Genomic DNA, 24,086 nt, shown 5'->3' with positions numbered 1-24,086 from the left:
AAACGCCCGTATCAACTTGCGTGGAGTGGCTGGCTGGCAAAATCACCTGCGGCGCGCCCGGTCGGCTTCCCAGGGCCAGCGCCTGGACGCAAGACAGTGCATTGCACACATCTGCCCACTCGTTGTGGTGAGCGGCCTTGCACGGTCGCCATCGCCGCAGGCCAAGAGCAAGAACGACAATCACGAAAATTCAACCAGAGGAAGCCCAGGGAATGTTGCCGATGACGACCAGGACACTGCTCTCATTCGCGGCCGCGGCCGCCTTTTCCGTACTGGCGAGCCAGAGCGCCCTTGCGCAAAAGAAATACGACACCGGCGCCACCGACACCGAGATCAAGATCGGCAATGTCGAGGCCTATAGCGGCCCGGCCTCGGCCTACGGCATCATCGGCAAGACCGAGGAAGCCTATTTCAAGATGATCAACGACCAGGGCGGCATCAACGGTCGCCGGATCAACTTCATCTCCTATGACGACGGCTACAGCCCGCCGAAGACGGTCGAGCAGGTGCGCAAGCTGATCGAGAGCGACGAGGTGTTCCTGGTGTTCAACGCGCTGGGCACGCCGACCCAGACCGCCGTGCAGAAATATCACAACGCCAAGAAGGTGCCGCAGCTGTTCCTCGCCACCGGCGCCAGCAAGTGGAACGACCCCAAGGAATTTCCGTGGACGATGGGTTTCCAGCCCAGCTACCGCGTCGAGGCGCGGATCTTCGCCAAGTACATCCTCAAGGAGAAGCCGAACGCGAAGATCGCGATCTTCTATGCCAATGACGATTTCGGCAAGGACTATGTCCTCGGCATCAAGGAGGTACTGGGCGACAAGGCCAAGACCATGATCGTGGCCGAGGAGAGCTACGAGACCTCGGAGCCGTCGATCGATGCTCATATCGTCAAGCTGAAGGGCACCGGCGCCGACGTGTTCGTCAACATCGCGACGCCGAAATTCGCAGCCCAGGCGATCAAGAAGATCGCCGAGCTCGAGTGGAAGCCGATGCACCTGATGACCGACGTCTCGATCTCGATCGGCGCCGTGATGAAGCCGGCCGGCCTCGAAGCCTCCGAGGGCGTGCTCTCCGCCGGCTATCTCAAGGACCCGTCGGATCCGCAGTGGAAGGACGACGAGGGCATGAAGAAGTTCATGGCCTTCATCGACAAGTACATGCCCGGCGCCAACATCTCCGACGCCAACCTCGCCTATGGCTATGCCGCGGCGCAGACCATGGTGCAGACCCTGAAGCAGTGCGGCGACACTCTGACCCGCGAGAACGTCATGAAGCAGGCCGCCAGCCTGAAGGATTTTGCGCCTGACACCCTGATCCCCGGCATCAAGGTCAACACCGGCCCGAATGATTTCGCCCCGATCGAGCAGCTCAAGATGATGCAGTTCAAGGGCGGCAAGTGGGATCTGTTCGGCGACATCATCAGCGCTGACGTCGGGGGGTAGGTTCACGCACGCGCCGGGTGGTAGACCCGCGCGCAATTGATGCCCACGTTCTAACCACGATACCGGTCGACTCCCCTCCCCCTTGCGGGGAGGGGAGTCGACCGGTATCGGGTCAAATTCTGCCAAGCAAAATCTTCTTGCTATTTTTCCGAATCCATGTTTCTCTCTCGCCATCCCGCCTCACTGCGGAGGGGCGTTACGCGCGATCGTCACGACACGCGAGGCGGGGATGCGGTGGCCGCGAGAGATCGCAGCGTCTTCTTACGAAGGCGCGGACGAACGATCGCTTGCGGACGTGAAGTCGCAGCGTCCTGACACCCCGAAGCTGGTGTCTCCCGCGCAACGCGCAAGCATTGTCGCGGCATGGTGGCCAACAAGCCGGTGCACCAGGGAGACTGCGTATAAGCGTTCAACCCATCGCGCAGGGAATGCCGGCGTGCTCGGCTTTGCCTGTGGTACCTGCCGCCTGCATTTTTTTCGCAGGCGGGCCATGGGTGAGGCCTTCACCCGGCATTCCCTGCGCCCTCTGCACGTGAAGAGGGACGGACTGATTGAAACCTCGGGCGAGTGTCGCCGCGAGACTGCGATGACACGTCCTTAGTCGATTGTCTGCTGATCGATCCGATCTGTCGTTCAGACGTTCGGCTGCTTGAACGTCGCGCTGTTTGATCCCGTGAATCCGCCTCACCCCACCGCCGTCGTCCCGGACAAGCCGTGACGCGCGAAGCGCGGCACGGTGCCGATCCGGGACCCATACTCCGCGGCGGTGATGTGGCGCGAAAAAGCCAATGACCAGCCGGACTCAAACCGCTCCCTGGGGGTATGGGTCCCGGCGTTCGCCGGGACGACGCTGCATGGCTAGAAGCACGGCGGCAACTACAAACTCCGTCATTGCGAGCGAAGCGAAGCAATCCAGGGCCGAGTTCACGACTCTGGATTGCTTCGTCGTTTCGCTCCTCACAATGACGGCGGTTAGTCGTCTGCCCCAATCTCACGGCACGCCCTGCACGAACAGCGCGAACGGCTCCTCGACGGTCTTGCGCAGGTGCTCGCGATAGAAACCGTAGTGCCGATCATCAGCGTCGAGCCGCCCGAAGCTCGGCTCCACCACATTGCGCAGCGGGAGCAGCGCGATCGGCGCGGCGATCGGGGTCAGCAGCGAGCCGCGGCCCGCCAGGAGCGTCGTGATGATGCCGTACATCTCACCGGTGATGGTCGGCCTGGAGACCGTGATCAGGCGGTGCTGGCCGTGGCGGTTGGTGACGAGGTAGACGAAGCCGGACTGGTTTGGCACGGCAACCTCGCCGAACTGCGTGAACGCCGCATCGAGCCGCGCGCCTTCGCGAAACATCAGCGACGACGCGGCATCGTCCCAGACGATGTCGGTGCGGTAGGCGTAGATCGCGTCCTTGTCGCCGAATGACGGGCGCAAGGTGACGTAGGTGCCCTCGATCCACTCCACGGCCCGCCGCGAATAGGAGCCGAGGCTGTCGGGTGCAATGCCGCCGCTCGCGGCAGGCGCGGCGAGAGGTGCGCTCGGCGCCTTGCGCAGGGACATGCCGAGCGCCTGCTCGAGCCTGACAATGGTGGCGAGCGTGAACGGGCGGCGGCCGCCGAGCGCCTTCTCGAGGGTCGAGAGGCTCAGCCTGGCCTGCTCCGCCAGCGCCTGCCGCGACATCCGGCGCCGCGCGATCTCCTCGCGGACGGTCTCGGCGACCTGCCGGCTCTGCTCGTCGGAAAGCTCGCTGTTGTCCGGTATCGACATCCTGTCCCCTGCCGCGTGATGCGCACCTCTTCTAGCAGACGGACAAATCAGCACAAACCCGGACAGATCAGCCGCGCTCTCGACCACGACAGGACATGCGCGGGCGGGCGGCGGCCGAACAAGACCGACCATTCCGCTCGCGGTGCCGGCGCGCTGCGCCCAGTCTCGGCCTGCCGAATTTGTTCGTTGCGGAGGCAATGATGAGCGAGACAATGGACCACGATATCAGAAGCAGCACCCATCCGGTCCGGTCATGGATCGTGACCATGCTGCTATTCCTGCTGCTCCAGGCCGCCGCCGTGCTGCTGGTCGGCTTCACGGCGCTGTTTCTCAGCGTCACCCCTGGCTGGTCCGCCGAAGGGCCATTGGCGCCGCTGACCAGGCCGGGCGACGCCCGCTCCGGCGCACTGCTGTTCAAGTCCGACGGCCGCTATGCCGAGGCGCCGCGGCTCGGCATCGACGTCGACATCGTCGTCTCCGGCCCGACCGCGCGGGCGCGCGTGACGCAGCTGTTCAAGAACACCAGCTCGCAATGGATGGAGGCGGTCTATGTCTATCCGCTGCCACCCGACAGCGCGGTCGACACACTGAAGATGATCGTCGGCGACCGCGTCGTGGTCGGCGACATCAAGCCGCGCGAACAGGCCAAGGTGATCTATGAGCAGGCCAAGCGCGACGGCAAGACCGCGGCGCTCACCGAGCAGGAGCGACCGAACATCTTCACCAACTCGCTCGCCAATATCGGCCCCGGCGAGACCGTGCTGGTGCAGATCGAATATCAGCAGCCGGTGGCCGCGAGCGGCGGCGAGTTCTCGCTGCGGGTGCCGCTGGTCGTGGCGCCGCGCTACAATCCGGCGCCGATCGTGCAGAGCGTCGATCTGCGCCCGGGCGGCAACGGCTGGGGCGCAGCGAGCAACGATCCCGTGCCTGATCGCGACCGCATCTCGCCGGAGGTGCTCGACCCAGCCAAGACCGATCCGGTCAATCCGACGAGGATCACGGTGCGGCTGCAGGCAGGCTTCGTCATCGGCGAGGTCAAGAGCCACCATCACCAGGTGACGATCGACAGCCCCGATGCGAAGACGCGTGTCGTGACACTCGCCGAGGGCGTGGTGCCGGCCGATCGCGATTTCGAGCTGACCTGGAAGCCGGCGGCCGCCGCGACGCCGTCGGTCGGCCTGTTACACGAGCAGGTCGGCGATGCCGACTATCTGCTCGCCTTCGTCACGCCTCCCGCAGTGACGGCGTCGGCACAGCGTCCGCAGCCGCGCGACGTGATCTTCGTGATCGACAATTCCGGCTCGATGGGCGGCACCTCGATCCGCCAGGCCAAGGCCAGCCTGCTCTATGCGCTGAACCGGCTGCAGCCGGGCGACCGCTTCAACGTGATCCGCTTCGACGACACCATGACCGTGCTGTTTCCCGCCTCGGTGCCGGCCGATGCCGAGCATGTCGGCAGCGCGACCAGCTTCGTCAGTGCGCTCGACGCGCGCGGCGGCACCGAGATGGTGCCGGCGATGCGCGCGGCGCTGACCGACGACGGCAGCGACTCCGACCGCGTGCGTCAGGTGGTGTTTCTGACCGATGGTGCCATCGGCAACGAGCAGCAGCTGTTCGAGACCATCACCGCGATGCGCGGCCGCTCGCGCATCTTCATGGTCGGCATCGGCTCGGCGCCGAACACCTATCTGATGACGCGCGCCGCCGAGCTCGGACGCGGCGCCTTCACCCATATCGGTTCGGTCGAGCAGGTCGAGGACCGCATGCGCGATTTGTTCGCCAAGCTGGAGAACCCGGTGGTGACTGGGCTGAGCGCGACGTTCTCCGAAGCCTCTGCCGACCTCACGCCCGCGGTGCTGCCGGACGTCTATCGCAACGAGCCGCTGGTGCTGGCCGCCAAAATCGATCGTCTCGCCGGCTCGCTGCAGCTCAAGGGCCGCATCGGCGACCAGCCCTGGACCATCACGCTGCCGCTGTCGGGCGCCGCCGAGGGCAAGGGCCTTTCAAAGCTGTGGGCGCGGCGCAAGATCGGCGATGCCGAGGTGGCGAAGACGATGCGGCAGATGACGCCGGAGGAAGCCGACGGCGCCATTCTGAAGCTCGCGCTGGAGCACCGGCTGGTGAGCCGCCTGACCAGCCTCGTCGCCGTCGACAAGACGCCGCGCCGTCCCGACGGCGAGCCGCTGAGGCTCGCCGAACTGCCGATCAACCTGCCGGCCGGCTGGGATTTCGAGAAGGTGTTCGGCGACCGTGGCCGGATTCAGGCGATGCAGAAGGAGCGCCGCGCTGAAGCAGACCGCGACGTCCAGCTCGCCGCGCTGAAGCGGCCGGTGGTGCCGGCAGCGCCTGCGACGGTCACGCTGCCGAAGACGGCGACCGATGCGGAGCTCAGCATGCTGCTCGGGTTGGGCCTGCTGATGCTCGAACTGATCTGGCTCGTCGCGATCAGGCGGCGGGCTGCCAACTAAGCAATGTCGTCATTGCGAGGAGCGAAGCGACGAAGCAATCCAGGGGCTGCACAACGACTCTGGATTGCTTCGCTTCGCTCGCAATGACGGAGGAGAGAGAATGCCACGATTTGTCATCCCGCTCGCAGTCGCGCTTGTCGGCCTCATCCTGTTCGGCCACGGCGCCCTCATCCATGCCAAGGCGATCGTCGCGCAGGTGCTGCTCGATCGTGCCTTCTCCCAGACCATCGCTACGGGACATCCGGTCAAGCCGTGGTCCTGGGCCGACATGGTCCCGGTGGCGCGCATCGAGGTGAAGAGCCTCGGCGTCTCCACCATCGCGCTGGCCGGCTCGAGCGGCCAGGCATTGGCCTTCGGCGCCGGCCATGTCGAGGGCAGCGCCGAGCCGGGCGAGCCGGGTGTCGCCGTCTACTCGGGCCATCGCGACACGCATTTCCGCTTCCTGAAGGACGTCAGCATCGGCGACGAGATCGACATCGTCAGGCGCGACGGCAAGACCTTCCGCTATCGCGCCGACGGGGCCAGCGTCGTGCGTTTCGATGCGTCCGGCATCGATCCGGACACCGAACGCCCTGAGCTCGTGCTCTCCACCTGCTGGCCGTTCGACGCGCTGACGCAGGGCCCGGAGCGCTACGTGCTGCACGCCACGCTGATCGCGTCTGAAGAATGAACGAGACCATGGCTGCCCTTGGGAACCAGGCGCCGAATGACCATTTGTCACCCTGTCGCCCGCGTGAGATGATCCTGCGCGGGCGGCACGGTCCATCATCGAAGCGCTTTCGACATGCATTCCCAGATCCAATATCTGCCGATCACGCCCGTATTCTTTGCGATCCTGGTGCTCGCCTTCGGCGTCCTGATCGTCCTGATCCAGCTCGGCATCCTGCGCTACGCCTACATGAAGCTCGGCGTCAGCTCGGGCACCGCGATGCTGCTGCTGTTCGGCTCGCTGGTCGGCAGCTATTTCAACATCCCAATCACCATGCTGCCTGGGCAGGTCGCGCGCTCTGGCGAGATCATCGACTTTTTCGGCATGCAATATGTCGTGCCGTTGGTGCATCAATGGCCGGGTACTCTGCTCGCCGTGAATGTCGGCGGCGCGGTGATCCCGACGATCATGTCGACCTATCTCATGCTGCGCTACCAGCTCTGGCTGCGCGCCGCGATCGCGGTGCTGGTGATCGCCGTGATCATCCACGCGATGGCGACGCCGGTGCAGGGCGTCGGCATCGCCGTGCCGGTGTTCGCGCCGGTGGTCGTGACCGCGATCCTGGCGTTCCTGCTGTCGCGCGAATATGCCGCGCCGCTGGCCTATATCGGCGGCTCGATGGGCACGCTGGTCGGCGCCGACCTGATGAACCTCGACAAGATCGGCAGCCTCGGCGCGCCCGTGGCCTCGATCGGCGGCGCCGGGACGTTCGATGGCATTTTTCTCACCGGTATCCTGGCGGTGCTGCTGGCCGGCCTCGCCGCGCCCTCCCGGCCGGGCCTCGCGCGCTGAGCTTTCAACCGGGAGACATAGCGGCTAAAATCGAGCCAAGGCAGCAGTGGACACGGAATGCGCGCGATCAATCTTATCGTGGGAACCCTGACGATCGCGGCCGTCGCGGCCGGGATCAGCGGCGTCCTGATCAAGCAGAAGCGCCGCATCGCCGAGCAGCGCAGCACCATGCGCGTGGTGTTCGACGGCGGTTCGGCGGCCGGCCTCCGCAAGGGCGGGCCGGTGAATTTCGATGGCGTGCAGGCCGGGCAGATCCTCTCGATCAATCTCGAGAGCCCGCGCAAGATCGTTGCCATGATCACGCTCGACAAGTCAGCGCCGATCCGCAAGGACACCACAGCGGGCATCGAGTTCCAGGGCCTGACCGGTATCGCTGCGATCTCGCTGGTCGGCGGCGCGCCGACCGCTCCGCCGGTGCCGCTGGATCGCGACGGCGTGCCGGTGCTGACGGCCGACCTCAAGGACCAGGAGACGATGGTCGAGACGGTGCACAACATCGACAAATACGTCGTCAGCAACGCACCGGCGATCAAGCAAGCGCTGCAGACGTTCGAAACGGAGACCGCCTCGCTGCAGGCCAAGACCGCCGCCTTCGACTCTGCGATCGACAAGGCCGAGGATGTCTTCAAGGGCTTCGATACGCTGGTCACCAAGATCGACGGCGCCATTCCCGGGTTCGCGGACGGCAATCCGGGCCAGCTGTTCGATCAGATCAAGTCCATGCGCGAGCTCGTCGACAGCTTCAAGCGCAAGTCCGCCAAGGTGATCGACGAGAGCCGCAAGACGCTGGTCGACATCAGCGACGGCGCCAATGCGATGACGGTCAAGTTCGGCGGCCAGCCCGCGCCGGGACCACGCCGGGTGCCGGCCTCACGCTGAGGGGCGGACACGCCGCCCCTCGCGTTCGTTCAGTGGCTGATCATCCAGGGGCGCGCCGTCGGAAAGCCCTTGGCGCCGCTCCTGGTCTTGGTCATCAGCCGCGGCGATTTCTTCGGCGAGCAGCAGCCGCAGGCCGGCCCATGCTTGGCCTTGTACTCGGCAACCGTCTGCGGCGCGTGGCGGCTGCGCTCGTTGGTCGCGTGCGCCGTACGCCGCTCCGCCGGCATGCAGGCGAAGGCGGGCGCGGTGAGGATTGCCCGCGGCGCCATGTCCTGGCATTGCGGACAGACCTGCGGCTCATCACATTCCGACATCGGGCGCATGTCGGTGAAGGGGCCGCATTCGTCACAGAGATATTCATAGACCGGCATTGTCTCGTCTCCTGCGCAACATCGTCTCTCTCGTCCGCGCGGCGGATGCGGGGCGGCCAAATACGCGGCCGTCCCGCATCCCGTCGCACAGGGAGAGGGTTATTTATCCGGCGAGATCGGCATCTGGATGTCGCCCTTGATGTGCTTGATCGGTCCCGCCGCCGACGGCATCACGTCGAAGTCGAAGATCTCGGTCGGCAGCCACAGGGTCGCGCAGGCATTGGGCACGTCGACCACGCCGGAGATGTGACCCTGCACCGGCGCGGTGCCGAGGATCGAATAGGCCTGGGCGCCGGAGTAGCCGAACTTCTTCAGGTACTCGATCGCGTTGAGACAGGCCTGCCGATAGGCGATGTGGACGTCGAGATAGTGCTGCTTGCCGGCCTCGTCGACCGAGATGCCCTCGAAGATCAGGTAGTCACGATAGTTCGGCGTGATCGGCGACGGCTTGAAGATCGGGTTCTTGATGCCGTACTTCGCGACGCCGTCCTTGATGACGTCGACCTTGATGTGCAGCCAGCCCGCCATCTCGATGGCGCCGCAGAAGGTGATCTCGCCGTCGCCCTGGCTGAAGTGCAGATCGCCCATCGAGAGGCCGCCACCGGGCACGTAGACCGGGAAGTAGATCTTCGAGCCGCGCGACAAATCCTTGATGTCGCAATTGCCGCCATGCTCGCGCGGCGGCACGGTGCGGGCGCCCTCGGCGCCGATCTTGGCCTTGACGTCACCCTTGGCCTGGCCGGCATGCGCGGTCGGCGCGAACGGGGGATTGGCGAGGCCCGGCACGCGGGTCGGGTTGGTCGCGATCAGCGCCGTCTCACGCTCGTTCCAGGTCGCGAGCAGCTTCGGATCGGGCAGACAGCCGATCAGGCCGGGATGGATCAGGCCGGCGAAGTTCACGCCAGGGACGTGACGCGAAGAGGTGTAGAGGCCCTTGATGTCCCAGATCGACTTCTGCGCCAGTGGGAAATGGTCGGTCAGGAAGCCGCCGCCATTCTGCTTGGAGAAGAAGCCGTTGAAGCCCCACAGACTCTCCTTCAGCGGGCCGACGTCGAGCAGGTCGACGACCAGGAGATCGCCGGGCTCGGCGCCCTTGACGCCGATCGGGCCGGACAGGAAGTGCACGATCGACAGGTCGATGTCGCGGACGTCATCGGCGGAATCGTTGTTCTTGATGAAGCCGCCGGTCCAGTCGTAAGTCTCGATGATGAAGTCGTCACCGGGGTTGACCCACTCCACCATCGGAATGTCCGGGTGCCAGCGATTGTGCACCTTGTCGTTCTCGTAGGCCGACTTGGTCAGATCGACCTTGATCAGTGTGTCAGGCATCAAGAGCTCCCCTTTACCTTTGCTTGGACGGAGTGGTTAGACGGACAGATATTTCGAGACCTGCGCGGCATCGACGGAGTCGCGCGGATCGTCGCGGACGATCTCACCGTTCTCGATCACCAGCACGCGGTCGGCGATGTCGAGCGCGAAGCTCAGCACCTGCTCGGAGACGACGATCGACAATCCCTTCTCGTCACGGATGCGCTTCAAGGTGCGCGCCATCTCCTTGATGATCGACGGCTGGATGCCCTCGGTCGGCTCGTCGAGCAGCAGCACCTTCGGCTTGGTGGCGAGTGCGCGCGCGATCGCGAGCTGCTGCTGCTGGCCGCCGGAGAGATTACCGCCGCGGCGGCCCTTCATCTCGAGCAACACCGGAAACAGCTCGTAGATGTCGCCGGGCACCTCGGACTCGCCCGAGACGACGAGGCCGGTCTCGATGTTCTCCTTGACTGTCATGGTCGAGAAAATCATGCGGCCCTGCGGCACATAAGCGAGGCCCTTGGCGACACGCTCGTAGCTCTTCAGGCCCGACAGCTCGGTGCCGTTCATGTCGATGGAGCCGCTCTTGGACGGCAGGATGCCCATCAGCGACTTCATCAGCGTGGTCTTGCCCATGCCGTTGCGCCCCATGATCGCAACGATCTCGTTGGGCGCGACCTTGACATTCAGGCCATGCAGCACCTCGCTCTGGCCATAGGCGACATGGAGATCGGAGATTGCGAGCATCAATGGCTCCTGCAAAGTGATGAATTGGGACGAGGCTGCAGCAACATCGGCAGTGCGCTCCCTCCCCCCTTGTGGGGGAGGGTTGGGGAGGGGGGTAGCCCCAAGCGATACTGCCGCCGTGGGCCCCCTCCCCTAGCCCCTCCCCACAAGGGGGAGGGGAACGCAGCGTCACTCGGAGCAAACAAGATCGCGATCATCGCTCAGTGCCCCAGATAGACTTCGACGACCTTGGGGTCGTTCTTGACCTTGTCCATCGTGCCTTCGGATAGGATCTGTCCCTGGTGCAGCACGGTGACCTTGTGGGCGATGTCCTCGACGAACTTCATGTCGTGCTCGATGACGAGCACCGAACGGTCCTTGATGATGCGGTTGAGCAGCTCGGCGGTCTTGGCGCGCTCGCTGACGCTCATGCCGGCCACAGGCTCGTCGAGCATCAGAAGGTCCGGGTTCTGGATCAGCAGCATGCCGATCTCGAGCCACTGCTTCTGGCCATGGCTGAGCTCGGCCGCCGAGGTCTTGAGACGATCCTTCAGGAAGATCATCTCCGCGACCTCCTCGACGCGATCCTTGACGACCGCGTCGCGCTGGAAGGTCAGCGAGCCGAACACGGTGCGGCCGCGCGGAAAGGATATCTCGAGATTCTCGAACACGCTGAGATCCTCGAACACCGATGGCGTCTGGAACTTGCGGCCAACACCGGTCTTGACGATCTCGTTCTCGCGCAGCTTGGTCAGCTCCTTGCCGCGGAACTGGATCGAGCCCGAGGTCGCTTTGGTTTTGCCGCAGATCAGGTCGAGCACCGTGGTCTTGCCGGCGCCGTTCGGGCCGATGATGACGCGGATCTCGTTCTCTTCGACGTAGAAGGAGAGATCGTTGACCGCCTTGAAGCCGTCGAACGAGACGGTGAGGGCTTCGACCGCGAGCAGGAATTCCTTGGGCTGATGACCGATGAGCATCGCTGTCTCCTCACTCTGCGGGGGCGCCGTCGGCGACCAGGCCGCCATTGCCGGGCTTCTTGCTGCGGGACGCCAGCAGCCGGTCGATGCGCGGCTGCACGTAGTCACCCCAGATTCCGGCCAATCCGTTCGGGAAGGCGAGAACCACGGCGATGAACAAGGCACCCAAGCCGAACAGCCAGAGCTGCGGGAAGGTCTCCGACAGGCTGGTCTTGGCGAAGTTGACGAGGAGCGAGCCATAGACCGCGCCGAAGATCGAGAGCCGGCCGCCGACCGCCGTGTAGATCACCATCTCGATCGACGGCACGATGCCGACGAAGGACGGCGACATGAAGCCGACCTCGAGCGTGAACAGCGCGCCGCCGACCGCGGCGAACACCGCCGCGGCGCAGAAGGCGAAGATCTTGAAATTGGCGACGCTGTAGCCGGAGAAGCGGACCCGGTCCTCCTGCTCCCGCATCGCCACCAGGATGCGGCCGAGCTTGGTGAGACGGATGAACTGCGCGACCAGGATGGCGGCGAACAGGAAGAACACCTCGACGAAGTAGAGGATGTATTTGGCGTGATCGGTGCGGATGTCCCAGCCGTGCAGGGTGCGCAGGTCGGTGATGCCGTTGATGCCGCCGGTGTAGCCCTGCTGTCCCACGATCAGGATGGTCATGATGGCCGCGATCGCCTGGGTGATGATGGCGAAGTAGACGCCGCCGACACGCCGCTTGAACATCGCAGCGCCGATGATGAAGGCGAAGATCGCCGGCACCAGGATGATCGCGGCGAGCGCGAACGGGAAGCTCTGGAACGGCTTCCAGAAGAACGGCAGCTGCGTCAGCTGATTCCAGTCCATGAAGTCGGGAATGCCAGGGGTCGACTGGATCTTGGTGTTGGCGACGCTGGAGGCCTCAAGCTTGAGGAACATTGCCATGCAGTAGCCGCCGAGGCCGAAGAACACACCCTGCCCCAGGCTCAGAATGCCGCCATAGCCCCAGCACAGCACCAGGCCGATGGCGACGAAGGAGTACGTCAGGTACTTCGCGACCAGGTTGAGGCGGAAGATGTCGACCGCCAGCGGCAGGATGACCACGAGCAGAAGCAGCAGAGAGACGAAGCCGATGAGCTCGGAGCGATTGAAGAAGCGCGTATTGATGATCATGACGGTGCTTTCTGATTCCCGATTCCTGCGCGTTCCGGCTATTTGCGGACCTTGAGGGCGAACAGGCCCTGCGGCCGCAGCATCAGGATGGCGACGATCGCCAGCAGAGTGAGCACCTTGGCCATCGAGCCGGACATGAAGAACTCCATCGTCGACTGCGCCTGGGAGATGGTGAAGGCAGAGGCGATGGTGCCGATCAGGCTGGCGGCGCCGCCGAACACGACGACCAGGAAGGTGTCGACGATGTAGAGCTGGCCGGCGGTCGGGCCGGTCGAGCCGATCATCGTGAAGGCGGAGCCGGCGACACCGGCGATGCCGCAGCCGAGACCGAAGGTGTAGCGGTCGACCTTCTCGGTGTTGATGCCGACGGCGCCGGCCATCACGCGGTTCTGCACGACGGCGCGGACCTGCTTGCCCCAGCGCGACAGGAAGAGGACATAGGCGACCACGATCGTGATCAGAATGGTCAGGCACATCACGAACATACCGTTGATCGGAATCTGGATGGCGTCGGTCGCCTGCCAGGAGCCCATCATCCAGTCCGGCAGCTCCACGCCGACCTCGCGCGCGCCGAACACCGAGCGGTAGGCCTGCTGCAGGATGAGGCTGAGGCCCCAGGTTGCGAGCAGCGTATCGAGCGGCCGCTTGTAGAGCCGGCGGATCATCGCCCACTCGACCAGCATGCCCAGCGATCCGGAGGCGATGAAGGCCAGCATCATCGCGACGAAGAAGTAGCCGGGAAACAGCGAGGGCAGGAAATGCTGGAAGGCGTTCGAGGTCATCCAGGTGACGTAGGCGCCGAGGATCATGAACTCGCCATGCGCCATGTTGATGACGCCCATCTGGCCGAAGATGATGGCAAGCCCCAGCGCCATCAGCACGTAGACCGAAAACAGGATGAGGCCTGCGAACCCCTGCATCGCGAAGATGGCCCCGAGGTCGCCGATGGAATAGTCACCGAACATGATCCGTCCTCTCGTGATGCGTGGTGTCGGTGCGCACTGACTTGCGATGCGCGTTGGCGCCCGCAGCATTGCCGCCGGTAAGGTCGTTCCCTCCCCCCTTGTGGGGGAGGGCCAGGGAGGGGGGTCCACACGACGAACTGTGGGTGGGGTACCCCCCTCCCCAACCCTCCCCCACAAGGGGGGAGGGAGCGCACTGGTTGTGCGGCAACGGCGTCGCTTCATCGGCCGTCGCAATGCGCGACTCGCGACTTACTGATAGCCCTTCGGGAACGGATCGGGCTCGACCAGGTCGGCGGTCTCGTAGATCAGCTCGTATTGACCGTCCGCCTTGGCGCGGCCGACGCGGGTCTTGGACCAGAGATGGTGATTCTCGTGGATCCGGACATAGCCTTCCGGCGCGCCCTTGAACTCGATGCCGGGCGAGGCGGCGGCGACCTTGTCGATGTCGAAGCTGCCGGCCTTCTCGACGGTCAGCTTCCACAGCCACGGACCGAGATAGGCGGCTTGCGTCACGTCGCCGATCACGGTCTTCTCACCCCACATCTTCTTGAAATCGGCGACGAAGGCCTTGTTGTTGGGGTTGTCGAGCGACTGGAAGTACTTCATGCAGGCATAGGCGCCCGCGATGTTCTCACCGCCGATGCCGTCGATCTCGTCTTCGGTCACGGAGATGGTGAGCAAGGTCTGCTTCGACATGTCGATGCCGGCGGCTTTCAGCTGCTTGTAGAACGCGACATTGGAGCCGCCGACGATGATCGCGTAGATCACGTCCGGCTTGGTCAGCTTGATCTTGTTGATGACCGAGTTGAACTGGGTGTGGCCGAGCGGGAAGTACTCTTCGCCGACGACCTTGCAGCCCTGCAGATGGCCCTCGATGTGCTTGCGCGCGATCTTGTTCGAGGTGCGCGGCCAGATGTAGTCGGAGCCGAGCAGGTAGAAGGTCTTCGCACCCTTGGTCTTGTTGACCCAGTCGAGGCCGGCGATGATCTGCTGGGTGGCTTCCTGGCCGGTGTAGATGACGTTCTTGGACTGCTCGAGGCCTTCGTAGAAGGTCGGGTAGTACAGCATGCCGTTGTACTGCTCGAACACCGGCAGCACCGCCTTGCGCGAGGCCGAGGTCCAGCAGCCCATCACGGCGGCGCACTTGTCGTTGACCAGGAGCTTCTTGGCCTTCTCCGCGAAGGTCGGCCAATCCGAGGCGCCGTCCTCCTGGATGTACTTGATCTTGCGGCCGAGCACGCCGCCGGCGGCATTGATCTGCTCGATCGCGAGCTTCTCGGCCTGCACCGACCCTGTCTCGGAGATCGCCATGGTGCCGGTGACCGAATGCAGGATGCCGACCGTCACTTCGCTATCGGTGACTGCAAGTCCGGTGGTGTTGACAGCGGAGGTTGCGGGACCGGCGCCAAAGGATGGCCGCGGCATCATGGCCAGCGCCGGGATTGCGGCCATTCCCATCAGCAATTGGCGCCGAAGCGGCGACTTCAGGCCCTTTTTGGTTTCGTCTGACATGAGCACCCCATTCATTGGTTCGAGGACACGCGTTGGGTCAGACGAAGGATGGCGCGGTTTGTGCAACGCACGGATACGCAAGATTGCGTATACTGCACCGCAAAAGCGCGACGTAGGCTCTGCGTAGGTCTTGCGAGGGGCAGGCGAGTTGCGGACAAGCGCCCGCGGGTGAGGAGTTCGAAAGTGGCAGGGCGGCAGCGGATCGACCGCGTCAGGCGCCAGTACAACCAGTGGGTCGCCAACCAGACGTTGGAGGACTATGCGCTCCGCTTCACGGCCAAGAGCGCGCGGCGCTGGTCGGCCGCCCGCGTCGCCAACACCGCGCTGGGCGCAATCTCGTTCCTGGCGCTGGAGGCCATCGGCGGCACAATCACCTTGAACTACGGCGTGACCAATGCGACCGCCGCCATCCTGGTCGCCAGCGTGATCATCTTCTGCTGCGGCCTGCCGATCGCCTATCATGCAGCTAAATGCGGCATCGACATCGACCTGCTGACGCGTGGCGCCGGCTTCGGCTACATCGGCTCCACCATCACCTCGCTGATCTACGCCTCCTTCACCTTCATCTTCTTCGCCATCGAGGCGGTGATCCTCGCCTCCGCCCTCGAGATGTGCTTCGGCATTCCGCGCCCGGTCGGCTATCTCATCAGCGCCGTCGTCATCATCCCGCTCGTGACCTACGGCATCACGCTGATCAGCCGCTTCCAACTATGGACGCAGCCGCTGTGGGTCGTGCTGCACGTCCTGCCCTTTGCCGCAATCGCCTATGCGAGCCCGCACTCCTTCGCCGATTGGCTGCAGTTTCCCGGCGAGCATGGCGATCCCATGGGCCATCTCGATCTGGCGCTGTTCGGGACCGCGGCGGCGGTCGTGTTCTCGCTGGTCGCCCAGATCGGCGAGCAGGTCGACTTCCTGCGCTTTCTGCCGCGCGATCGCCGCACGTCGAAACGGTCATGGTGGATTGCGCTGTTATCCGCAGGCCCCGGCTGGATCGTGCTCGGTGCGCTGAAGCTGCTGGCGGGCTCGTTCCTGGCCTACTTCGCGCTCAGCCATGGAGTCTCGGCCGACCGCGCCGCCGAACCGGCACACATGTATCTCGAGGCGTTCCGCTACGTGCTGGCCCGGCCGGACCTGGCGCTTGCGCTGACAGGTACCTTCGTGATCGTGTCCCAGATCAAGATCAACGTCACCAATGCCTATGCCGGCTCGATCGCCTGGTCGAACTTCTTCTCCCGCCTGACCCACAGTCATCCGGGACGCGTCGTGTGGCTCGTCTTCAACGTCGTTGTCGCGCTGCTGCTGATGGAGATCGGCGTCTACAAGGCGCTGGAGCAGACGCTGGCGCTGTACTCCAACATCGCCATCTCCTGGGTCGGCGCGCTGGTCGCGGACCTCGTGATCAACAAGCCGCTGGGCCTGCGCCCACCGCAGATGGAGTTCAAGCGCGCCCATCTCTACGACATCAATCCGGTCGGCGTCGGCGCGATGACGATCGCCACGATCGTCTCGATCTGCGCCTTCTATGGCCTGTTCGGTCCGACCGGAAAGGCGCTGTCGACTTTCGTCGCGCTCGGCGTCGCGCTCGTCACCGCGCCCGCGATCGCCTATCTGACCGACGGAAAGTACTATCTGGCGCGCAAGCCGAAGCGGAGCTGGCAGAACATCGAGCAGATCCAATGCTGCATCTGTGAGCATCATTTCGAGCCGGAGGACACCGCCTCCTGCCCAGCCTATGCCGGCCCGATCTGCTCGCTGTGCTGCTCGCTCGACGCTCGCTGTCACGATCTGTGCAAACCGCACGCGCGGGCGCAAGCCCAGGTCGCCGCGGCGCTTGGCGGCATGCTGCCGGGGTCGGTGCTCGCCAAGATCAACTCGCAGCTCGGTCACTATGTCGGTGTCTTTCTGACATCGGCCGGACTCGTCGCGCTGACGCTCGGCATGATCTATCTGGAGACCTCGGCGGCGCTGCCAGGATTCAAGGGCATCATCTCCGACGTGCTGTGGAAGGTGTTCTTCGCTCTCTCCATCATCATCGGCGTCGTGACCTGGCTGTTCGTGCTGGCGCAGCAGAGCCGTCGCGCCGCCGAGGCCGAGACACGCCGGCAGACGCAGCTGTTGATTCAGGAGATCGAGGCGCACAAGCGCACCGACGCCGAGCTGCAGCGCGCCAAGGAGGTTGCGGAGTCCGCCAACCTCGCCAAGAGCCGCTATGTCGTCGGCCTCAGCCACGAGCTGCGCTCGCCGCTGAACGCGATCTCCGGCTATGCGCAACTGCTCGAGCAGGACACGAGCCTCGCACCAAAGCCGCGGGACCAGGTCCGCGTCGTCCGCCGCAGCGCCGATCATCTGTCCGGCCTGATCGACGGCATCCTCGATATCTCCAAGATCGAAGCCGGGCGGCTGTATCTGTCGCGCGACGAGGTCCGTCTCAGCGAATTCCTCGACCAGCTTGTGGGCATGTTCCGATTGCAAGCCGCCGCCAAGGGCGTCGACTTCGTGTTCAAGCGGCCGGCGGTGCTGCCGCTGGTCGTCTACGCCGACGAGAAACGGCTGCGCCAGATCCTGATCAACCTGCTGTCGAATGCGATCAAATTCACCGCGGAAGGCAGCGTCCAGTTCGTCGTGCATTATCGCAGTCCGGTCGCGGAGTTCGAGGTGATTGATACCGGGCCCGGCATCCAGCCCGACGACCTCGAGCGCATCTTCGCGCCGTTCGAGCGCGGCGCGCTCGGGGCCGCTCAACCGCAGACCGGCACGGGACTGGGCCTGACGATCAGCCGCCTGCTCGCCGGGGTGATGGGCGGCGACATCAAGGTCGAGAGCAGGGTCGGCACCGGCAGCACCTTCAAGGTCAAGATCCTCCTGTCCGAGGTCACCAACCCGACGCGGCATGCGCCGGTGAAGGCGCCGGTCGCCGGCTATCTCGGACCGCGCAGGACGATTCTGATCACCGACGACGATCCCGTCCATCGCGACCTCCTGCGCGAGGTGCTGACGCCGCTCGGCTTCATCCTGCTGAGCGCGCCCGACGGTCCCGCCTGCCTCGCGCTCGCACAGCACTGCCAGCCGGATCTGTTCATTCTGGACATCTCGATGCCCGGCATGGACGGCTGGACGGTGGCCGAGACCTTGCGCAACAGCGGTCATCATCAGGCCCGGATCCTGATGACATCTGCGAGTGCGCTCGAAGCTCATGGCCGGCCGCTGGCGCAACCATTCCACGACAGCTACCTGATGAAGCCGATCGACATTCCAAGGCTGCTGGAGGCGATACGTCAATTGCTGAAGCTCGAATGGAGCTACCAGACCGACATCCCAGTGGCGCCGCCACGCTGGCGGCCGGACACCGGGCCCCGGCCCCCGCTCAACTATGTCGAGGAGCTGATGAGCCTCGGCCAGATCGGCTATATCAGGGCCATTCAGCTCAAGCTCGACGACATCAGCAACGCGCATCCGGAGCATGCCGACTTCGTCGCCCAGATGCGCACGCTTATCGACCGCTTCGATCTCGATCAGTACATGGCCACTCTGAAGACCTTGCATGCCTATGAGCACTGACAGCAGGAAGCGCGACGTCGCGCTGGTGGTGGACGACTCGCCGGAGACGCTTCGGCTGCTCACCGACGCGCTGGATGGTGCCGGCATGACGGTCATGGTCGCACTCGATGGCGCCGCGGCCATGCGCATCATCGACCAGATCACGCCGGACATCATCCTGCTCGACGCCGTCATGCCCGGCATGGACGGCTTCGAGACGTGCCGCAAGCTCAAGCGCGAGACGGGTCTCTCCAACGTCCCCGTCATCTTCATGACCGGGCTCGCCGATACCGAGCATATCGTGAAGGGACTGGAGGCCGGCGGCGTCGACTACGTCACCAAGCCGATCGCCGTCTCGGAGATGCTGGCGCGCATCCGCGTGCATCTCGCCAACGCCCGGATGACGCAGAGTGCGCGCGCCGCGCTCGACGTTTCCGGCCGCTTCCTGCTCGCCGTCAACCGCGAGGGACGGCTGATGTGGGCAACGCCGCAGGCGCAGAAGCTGCTGTCGGACAGTTTTGGCACCGCCGAGGAGCTCGTTCTTCCCGAAGCGCTGCGGCTCTGGCTGGATCAGGCGCAGAACGGCGGCGGGAAGGCCGCCGCTTCGATCCCCGATCATCCCGAATTGCGCCTCTATTACATGGGCGGAGCCGGGCCCAACGAGTTCCTGCTGCGGCTCGCCAAGGAGTCCTCCGGTGAGTTGCCCAAGGAATTCTCCAGCGAGTTCGGTCTCACCACGCGCGAGGGCGAAGTGCTGTCATGGCTGTCCAAGGGCAAGACCAACCGCGACATCGCGCAGATCCTGGGGCTGAGCCCGCGCACCGTCGACAAGCACCTCGAGCAGATCTACGCCAAGCTCGGCGTCGAGAACCGAACCGCCGCCGCGGCGATCGCGACGGGGGTGACGCGGCGGGAGGGATGAGACGGGCGGCGCACTCAGATGCGCGCTCTGAAACTCGCTGTCGTCCCGGGCAAGCCCGCTGACGCACAGCGTCAACGGGCGCCGACCCGGGACCCATACCGCGTGATCTCGCTTGGGGCAGGATGTAAGCTGGCGTCGTGCCTCACATATCCGGCTGTGGTTCTGGATCCCCGCGTTCGCGGGGATGACACCGAGGTTAGAGCGACAGCGAGTACTCCACCCCTCGGCGCTCACCCATATACGAACGCCGGATCATCCAGATCGATCGCCGGAATCTGGTCCTTCTCGCTCCAATAGTCCTGGCTGTGCTGCCACTCCGGCTTGTCGCCGCGCTTGGGCAGCAGATGCATGTTGCGCATCATATAGCCGGGATTGAAGTTCTCCGGATCGATCCATGGCAGCAGCGGCATGTTGTGATCCTCCGGGCGCAGCGCCGGCACGACCTTGCTCACGCCCTTCTCCTTCATGTGCGCGAGCAGGCGGCACACGAAATCCGCGACCAGATCGGTGCGCAACGTCCAGCTGGCGCGGAAATAGCCGAACACCCAGGCGAGGTTCGGCACACCCGTGAACATCATGCCGCGATAGGTCACGGTGTCGGCGAAGTCGAGCGGCTTGCCGTCGATCGTGAACGCGATGTCGCCGAGCACGCAGAGATCGAAGCCGGTCGCGGTGACGATGATGTCGGCCTTGATCTCGTCGCCGGACTTCAGCTTGATGCCGCCTTCGGTGAAGCGCTCGATCTCATCGGTCACGACCGAGGCCTTGCCGCTCTTGATGCCCTCGAACAGATCGGCATCCGGCACGAAGGCGATGCGCTGTCGCCACGGCCGATAGCTCGGGGTGAAATGCTTGGCCGCCTGTTCGGGGCCGATGATGGCGCTGATCTGGCCGATCAGCTCCTTCTTGACCTGCTCGGGCTCCGTCAAGCAGCGCTTGGTGAACCAATCCTGCTCGAACAGGATCTTGCGCCTGACGATCTCGTGGATCCACTCCTCCTTGACATCAAGCCGACGCAACTCCTCGGCCAGCTCGATCGCGTTGCGGCCGATGCGGAAGTAGGTCGGCGAGCGCTGCAGCATCGTCACATGCGCGCATTTTCCGGCGATCGACGGCAGGATGGTCGCGGCCGTCGCACCGGAGCCGATGACCACGACCTGCTTGCCGGTGAGATCGAGATCCTCTGGCCAGAGTTGCGGATGCACGATGCGGCCCTTGAATTTCGCCATGTCCGGCCACTCCGGCGTGTAGCCCTTGGAGTGGCGGTAGTAGCCCTGGCACATCCAGAGGAAATTCGTGGTGAAGGTGACGGGCTGCTGATCGCTGCCCTTCACGGCTTGGACCGTCCAGAGATTGGTCGCGCTCGACCAGCTGGCCGACACGATGCGATGGCCGTAGCGGATGTGGCGGCCGAGATCGTTCTCTTCAATCACCTCGCCCATGTAGCTGAGGATTTCTTCCGCGGTCGCGATCGGCGGCCCGACCCACGGCTTGAAGCTGTATCCAAACGTGTGCAGGTCGCTGTCGGAGCGGATGCCGGGATAGCGGTGCGTCCGCCAGGTGCCGCCGAAGCCGTCCTGGCTCTCCAGGATCACGAAGCGCTTGTCGGGCATCTGCCTGGTCAACTGATAGGCGCTGCCGACACCGGAGATGCCGGCGCCGACGATGAGCACGTCGAAATGTTCGGTCGCGTGAGAGGACGCGGCCTCCCGGATGGGCGCGATGACGTTCATGGGAGTCCCTGGGCTTTGGTCTTGATGTTGTTTCCTCGCGTGACAGGCTGAACCCGATCACAGCGACGGTCAACCCATCGCGAAGCGCGGCGTCGTGAACGCTGCGCCTCAATTTCCGCCGAGCGGCATGCCCCACTGCCGCGCGGTCTGCACGACCCAATCGCGATACAACGTGAGCGGCGTGACGCCGGTCATGCCGCCGCAGCCATCGCCGAGATTTGGCCCGGTCGACCATGAGATGACGCCGATCAGCACCTGTCCTTGCGCCTGCGTCTCGAATGCAGGCCCGCCGGAATCCCCGGTGCAGCCACCGAGCCCGGACCGCACGCCTTGCGTCGCCGGATCGACCAGCCGGATCTGCAACGTGCCCGGCCTGCCTGTGGCCACCAGCGCCGCGCCGCGCACCACGCCCCCGCTCTTGCCGTCGCCGGGGACGGCGACACCGATGCCTGCGACCGTGAATGCGTTGCCGGCGGCAAGCGGCGGCTGCGGCACGCCGAGCGCCACCGGCACGCGCTCCTTCGCTGGCGCCTCCAATTCCAGCAGCGCGACATCGGCGGTGGCGCGATGCGCCAGGATGGCCTGCACGCTGAAGCTGGGATGCACCGCCACCCGCCGGACCGTCTTGAGAACCGGCCTGCGGTCGCGATCGTATTCCACGATGCGGTAATCGAGACCCGGCTGCACGCAATGCCCGGCGGTCAGCACCAGCTTCGGGGCAATCAGCGCGCCGCTGCAGAAATTGCCGCGCGAGCCGACGATCGTGACCACGGCGCGGCCGATGCCATCATTCAGCGCCGGCGCATTGCCGACGATGGCCAGGGCCTGCGACGGCGCCAGCAGAGCGGCGGCTGCAATGATTGCGTGATACGGCTTCATCGCGGCAGCAATAGCGGCTGACGCCGAGGTCGCCAAGTGCGACCGAGGTCGCCAAGTGCGGCATCCCATGCTAGCGATCATCCAGGGATCAAGGAAGGACAGGACTGACATGGTCGAGGCGGTGATCTTCGATTTCGGTGGCGTGCTGACGACATCGCCGTTCGAGGCATTCGCACGGTTCGAGAAGGAGCGCGGCTATCCTGTCGACATCATCCGCAACACCAATGCCGCCAACCATCTCGAGAACGCCTGGGCGAAATTCGAGCGGGCCGAGATCGACCTCGACACTTTCGACCGGCTGTTCGCGGAGGAGTCGCTGGCGCTGGGCGGCGCTGCGGTCAGCGGGCGGGAGGTGCTGCCACTGCTCACCGGCGACCTCCGTCCCGACATGGTCGAGGCGCTCCGCCGCATCAAGGCGGAGTGCAAGATCGGCTGCATCACCAACAATCTGCCGGCGAACGCAATCGGCAGCCAGGGCGGCCGCTCGTTGTACGTCGCGGAGGTGATGGCGCTGTTCGATCACGTGATCGAGTCGGCCAAGATCGGCCTGCGCAAGCCCGATCCCCGGATCTACCAGATGATGACCGAGACGCTCGGCGTCAGCCCCGCGGACTGCGTCTACCTCGACGATCTCGGCATCAACCTGAAGCCGGCGCGCGAGATGGGCATGACGACGATCAAGGTGGTCAGCGCAGCGCAGGCGATCGCCGAGTTGGAAGCCGCGACGGGTCTGAGCCTGCGCTGATCGTCATTGCGAGGCATCCTTGCGCCGAAGCAATCCGAAGGCTTCGTGGGATTCTGGATTGCGTCGCTGCCCTCGCAACGGCGCTGATCCTAATCGTTCGTCTGTTTGGCCCGATCCGGAAATGCCGCCGCCAGTGCCGCGCCGTCGGCCCGCAGCACGCCGCGCTCGGTGATCAGCCCGCTCACCAGCCGCGCCGGCGTGACGTCGAAGCCGTAGTTTGCGACCGGCGATCCCGGCGGCACGATGCGCACCGTCTCGATACGGCCGTCGGCGGTGCGGCCGGTCATCTCGGTGACTTCCTGCGCACCGCGCTGCTCGATCGGGATCTGTCGTCCCTCGGCGACCGCGAAATCGATCGTCGGCGACGGCAGCGCGACATAGAACGGCACGCCATTGTCGTGCGCCGCGAGCGCCTTGAGATAGGTGCCGATCTTGTTACAGACATCGCCGTTGGCGGCGACGCGGTCGGTGCCGACGATGGCGAGATCGACCATCCCATGCTGCATGAGATGGCCGCCGGTGTTGTCCGGGATGACGGTGTGCGCCACGCCATGGTGCCCGAGTTCCCAGGCGGTCAGCGACGCGCCCTGATTGCGCGGCCTGGTCTCGTCGACCCACACATGGATCGGAATGCCGCGATCATGCGCGATATAGATCGGCGCGGTCGCCGTGCCCCAATCGACGGTCGCAAGCCAGCCGGCATTGCAGTGGGTCAGCACGTTCACGATTTCGCCCGGCTTCTTGCGCGCCGCGGCCGCCTCGATCAGCGCGAGACCATGCGCGGCGATGCCCTGGTTGATCGTGACGTCCTCGCCGGCAATGTCGACGGCGCGGGAATACGCCGCATCTCGCCGCTCCGACGGCGCCAGCCGGCGCAGCATCGTGCCCATCGTGTCGAGCGCCCATTTCAGGTTGATCGCCGTCGGCCGCGTCGCGATCAACATCTCGTAGGCGCGGTCGATGCCGGGATCGGAGCGGTCGTCGCGCATCGCCAGCGCCATGCCGAAGGCGGCGGTGGCGCCGATCAGCGGCGCGCCGCGAACCAGCATGCCGCGGATCGCGTCCGCCGCCTCCTCGCATGTCGTGATCTTCGCCACCACGAACTCGTGCGGCAACCGGCGCTGATCGATCGCGCAGACCGACCAGCCGTCGGAGTCGAGCCAGATGCTGCGATAGTGCCGGCCGTCCACCTTCATGTTCGAT

The 24,086-nt window shown here is 64.9% G+C and carries 19 protein-coding genes; 8 read left to right on the top strand and 11 right to left on the bottom strand.

Going from position 1 to position 24,086, the window contains the following annotated elements; genetic code table 11:
- Nucleotides 1–212 precede the first annotated feature (212 nt).
- Nucleotides 213–1,445: an ABC transporter substrate-binding protein gene (locus ACQR1D_RS03495; RefSeq protein ID WP_316179363.1), complete on the top strand. Its 1,233-nt coding sequence runs from the start codon at nucleotides 213–215 to the stop codon at nucleotides 1,443–1,445.
- A gap of 991 nt (nucleotides 1,446–2,436) precedes the next feature.
- Here ACQR1D_RS03495 and ACQR1D_RS03490 read toward each other — a convergent pair.
- Nucleotides 2,437–3,210, bottom strand: a complete 774-nt coding sequence (locus ACQR1D_RS03490; protein ID WP_434838160.1) for a helix-turn-helix domain-containing protein — start codon at nucleotides 3,208–3,210, stop codon at nucleotides 2,437–2,439.
- 200 nt (nucleotides 3,211–3,410) lie between these two features.
- On the opposite strand from ACQR1D_RS03490, the gene ACQR1D_RS03485 reads away from it, so the two are divergent.
- From ACQR1D_RS03485 to ACQR1D_RS03470, 4 genes are all read left to right on the top strand, one after another.
- On the top strand, nucleotides 3,411–5,678 hold the full coding sequence (locus tag ACQR1D_RS03485; RefSeq protein ID WP_434893631.1) for a marine proteobacterial sortase target protein: 2,268 nt from the start codon (nucleotides 3,411–3,413) through the stop codon (nucleotides 5,676–5,678).
- Between the two features lie 100 nt (nucleotides 5,679–5,778).
- The gene (locus ACQR1D_RS03480) at nucleotides 5,779–6,348 is read left to right on the top strand and encodes a class GN sortase (protein WP_316179360.1); all 570 of its coding nucleotides are present in this window, start codon (nucleotides 5,779–5,781) and stop codon (nucleotides 6,346–6,348) included.
- 114 nt (nucleotides 6,349–6,462) lie between these two features.
- Complete coding sequence (locus ACQR1D_RS03475; RefSeq protein ID WP_434838162.1) at nucleotides 6,463–7,179, top strand: DUF1614 domain-containing protein; 717 nt, start codon at nucleotides 6,463–6,465, stop codon at nucleotides 7,177–7,179.
- Between the two features lie 57 nt (nucleotides 7,180–7,236).
- Complete coding sequence (locus ACQR1D_RS03470) at nucleotides 7,237–8,058, top strand: MlaD family protein (RefSeq protein ID WP_316215232.1); 822 nt, start codon at nucleotides 7,237–7,239, stop codon at nucleotides 8,056–8,058.
- Nucleotides 8,059–8,087: 29 nt separating this feature from the next.
- Here the strand turns inward: ACQR1D_RS03470 and ACQR1D_RS03465 are convergent, their stop codons facing one another.
- The 7 genes from ACQR1D_RS03465 to urtA form a co-directional block, all read right to left on the bottom strand.
- Nucleotides 8,088–8,429: an FmdB family zinc ribbon protein gene (locus ACQR1D_RS03465; protein ID WP_434838163.1), complete on the bottom strand. Its 342-nt coding sequence runs from the start codon at nucleotides 8,427–8,429 to the stop codon at nucleotides 8,088–8,090.
- A 99-nt stretch (nucleotides 8,430–8,528) separates the two neighbouring features.
- The gene (gene fmdA, locus ACQR1D_RS03460; RefSeq protein ID WP_009031409.1) at nucleotides 8,529–9,758 is read right to left on the bottom strand and encodes a formamidase; all 1,230 of its coding nucleotides are present in this window, start codon (nucleotides 9,756–9,758) and stop codon (nucleotides 8,529–8,531) included.
- A gap of 36 nt (nucleotides 9,759–9,794) precedes the next feature.
- Nucleotides 9,795–10,484, bottom strand: a complete 690-nt coding sequence (urtE, locus tag ACQR1D_RS03455; protein WP_316179352.1) for an urea ABC transporter ATP-binding subunit UrtE — start codon at nucleotides 10,482–10,484, stop codon at nucleotides 9,795–9,797.
- 200 nt (nucleotides 10,485–10,684) lie between these two features.
- Nucleotides 10,685–11,440 carry an urea ABC transporter ATP-binding protein UrtD gene (gene urtD / locus ACQR1D_RS03450; protein ID WP_315801683.1) on the bottom strand — a complete coding sequence of 252 codons (756 nt, stop codon included), beginning with the start codon at nucleotides 11,438–11,440 and terminating at the stop codon, nucleotides 10,685–10,687.
- A 10-nt stretch (nucleotides 11,441–11,450) separates the two neighbouring features.
- The gene (gene urtC / locus ACQR1D_RS03445) at nucleotides 11,451–12,590 is read right to left on the bottom strand and encodes an urea ABC transporter permease subunit UrtC (RefSeq protein WP_316215233.1); all 1,140 of its coding nucleotides are present in this window, start codon (nucleotides 12,588–12,590) and stop codon (nucleotides 11,451–11,453) included.
- A gap of 38 nt (nucleotides 12,591–12,628) precedes the next feature.
- Nucleotides 12,629–13,555, bottom strand: coding sequence for an urea ABC transporter permease subunit UrtB (gene urtB / locus ACQR1D_RS03440; protein ID WP_434838165.1), 927 nt, complete (start codon nucleotides 13,553–13,555; stop codon nucleotides 12,629–12,631).
- A 249-nt stretch (nucleotides 13,556–13,804) separates the two neighbouring features.
- The gene (gene urtA / locus ACQR1D_RS03435) at nucleotides 13,805–15,067 is read right to left on the bottom strand and encodes an urea ABC transporter substrate-binding protein (RefSeq protein ID WP_315801686.1); all 1,263 of its coding nucleotides are present in this window, start codon (nucleotides 15,065–15,067) and stop codon (nucleotides 13,805–13,807) included.
- 183 nt (nucleotides 15,068–15,250) lie between these two features.
- Here urtA and ACQR1D_RS03430 point away from each other — a divergent pair, with 183 nt between their 5' ends.
- Nucleotides 15,251–18,625 carry a hybrid sensor histidine kinase/response regulator gene (locus tag ACQR1D_RS03430; protein ID WP_434838166.1) on the top strand — a complete coding sequence of 1,125 codons (3,375 nt, stop codon included), beginning with the start codon at nucleotides 15,251–15,253 and terminating at the stop codon, nucleotides 18,623–18,625.
- The gene (locus tag ACQR1D_RS03425) at nucleotides 18,615–19,526 is read left to right on the top strand and encodes a response regulator transcription factor (protein WP_316179431.1); all 912 of its coding nucleotides are present in this window, start codon (nucleotides 18,615–18,617) and stop codon (nucleotides 19,524–19,526) included. The genes ACQR1D_RS03430 and ACQR1D_RS03425 overlap by 11 nt, the downstream gene beginning before the upstream one ends.
- 230 nt (nucleotides 19,527–19,756) lie before the next feature.
- Here ACQR1D_RS03425 and ACQR1D_RS03420 read toward each other — a convergent pair whose 3' ends face one another.
- Together ACQR1D_RS03420 and ACQR1D_RS03415 are read right to left on the bottom strand one after the other, a co-directional pair.
- Nucleotides 19,757–21,259 carry a flavin-containing monooxygenase gene (locus ACQR1D_RS03420; protein ID WP_434838167.1) on the bottom strand — a complete coding sequence of 501 codons (1,503 nt, stop codon included), beginning with the start codon at nucleotides 21,257–21,259 and terminating at the stop codon, nucleotides 19,757–19,759.
- A 108-nt stretch (nucleotides 21,260–21,367) separates the two neighbouring features.
- Nucleotides 21,368–22,138, bottom strand: a complete 771-nt coding sequence (locus ACQR1D_RS03415; protein ID WP_434838168.1) for a S1 family peptidase — start codon at nucleotides 22,136–22,138, stop codon at nucleotides 21,368–21,370.
- 109 nt (nucleotides 22,139–22,247) lie between these two features.
- Here ACQR1D_RS03415 and ACQR1D_RS03410 point away from each other — a divergent pair, with 109 nt between their 5' ends.
- Entirely contained in the window at nucleotides 22,248–22,883 is a 636-nt protein-coding gene (locus ACQR1D_RS03410; protein ID WP_434838169.1) for an HAD-IA family hydrolase, read from the top strand.
- An 89-nt stretch (nucleotides 22,884–22,972) separates the two neighbouring features.
- Here the strand turns inward: ACQR1D_RS03410 and mtnA are convergent, their stop codons facing one another.
- Nucleotides 22,973–24,079, bottom strand: coding sequence for an S-methyl-5-thioribose-1-phosphate isomerase (gene mtnA / locus ACQR1D_RS03405; RefSeq protein ID WP_434838170.1), 1,107 nt, complete (start codon nucleotides 24,077–24,079; stop codon nucleotides 22,973–22,975).
- Nucleotides 24,080–24,086: the final 7 nt, after the last annotated feature.

The organism is Bradyrhizobium sp. HKCCYLRH2047, from assembly GCF_051168175.1.
Taxonomy (GTDB): Bacteria; Pseudomonadota; Alphaproteobacteria; order Rhizobiales; family Xanthobacteraceae; genus Bradyrhizobium.
This window is presented reverse-complemented; position numbering and strand designations above follow the sequence as displayed.

Coding starts and splice junctions, on each gene's coding strand:
- ACQR1D_RS03465 (WP_434838163.1), bottom strand. CDS start 8,429: ATGCCGGTCTATGAATATCTCTGTGACGAATGCGGCCCCTTCACCGAC.
- urtC (WP_316215233.1), bottom strand. CDS start 12,590: ATGATCATCAATACGCGCTTCTTCAATCGCTCCGAGCTCATCGGCTTC.
- ACQR1D_RS03495 (WP_316179363.1), top strand. CDS start 213: ATGTTGCCGATGACGACCAGGACACTGCTCTCATTCGCGGCCGCGGCC.
- ACQR1D_RS03480 (WP_316179360.1), top strand. CDS start 5,779: ATGCCACGATTTGTCATCCCGCTCGCAGTCGCGCTTGTCGGCCTCATC.
- urtD (WP_315801683.1), bottom strand. CDS start 11,440: ATGCTCATCGGTCATCAGCCCAAGGAATTCCTGCTCGCGGTCGAAGCC.
- mtnA (WP_434838170.1), bottom strand. CDS start 24,079: ATGAAGGTGGACGGCCGGCACTATCGCAGCATCTGGCTCGACTCCGAC.
- urtB (WP_434838165.1), bottom strand. CDS start 13,555: ATGTTCGGTGACTATTCCATCGGCGACCTCGGGGCCATCTTCGCGATG.
- ACQR1D_RS03475 (WP_434838162.1), top strand. CDS start 6,463: ATGCATTCCCAGATCCAATATCTGCCGATCACGCCCGTATTCTTTGCG.
- ACQR1D_RS03490 (WP_434838160.1), bottom strand. CDS start 3,210: ATGTCGATACCGGACAACAGCGAGCTTTCCGACGAGCAGAGCCGGCAG.
- ACQR1D_RS03485 (WP_434893631.1), top strand. CDS start 3,411: ATGAGCGAGACAATGGACCACGATATCAGAAGCAGCACCCATCCGGTC.
- ACQR1D_RS03425 (WP_316179431.1), top strand. CDS start 18,615: ATGAGCACTGACAGCAGGAAGCGCGACGTCGCGCTGGTGGTGGACGAC.
- ACQR1D_RS03410 (WP_434838169.1), top strand. CDS start 22,248: ATGGTCGAGGCGGTGATCTTCGATTTCGGTGGCGTGCTGACGACATCG.
- ACQR1D_RS03415 (WP_434838168.1), bottom strand. CDS start 22,138: ATGAAGCCGTATCACGCAATCATTGCAGCCGCCGCTCTGCTGGCGCCG.
- ACQR1D_RS03470 (WP_316215232.1), top strand. CDS start 7,237: ATGCGCGCGATCAATCTTATCGTGGGAACCCTGACGATCGCGGCCGTC.
- urtA (WP_315801686.1), bottom strand. CDS start 15,067: ATGTCAGACGAAACCAAAAAGGGCCTGAAGTCGCCGCTTCGGCGCCAA.
- ACQR1D_RS03420 (WP_434838167.1), bottom strand. CDS start 21,259: ATGAACGTCATCGCGCCCATCCGGGAGGCCGCGTCCTCTCACGCGACC.
- urtE (WP_316179352.1), bottom strand. CDS start 10,484: ATGCTCGCAATCTCCGATCTCCATGTCGCCTATGGCCAGAGCGAGGTG.
- fmdA (WP_009031409.1), bottom strand. CDS start 9,758: ATGCCTGACACACTGATCAAGGTCGATCTGACCAAGTCGGCCTACGAG.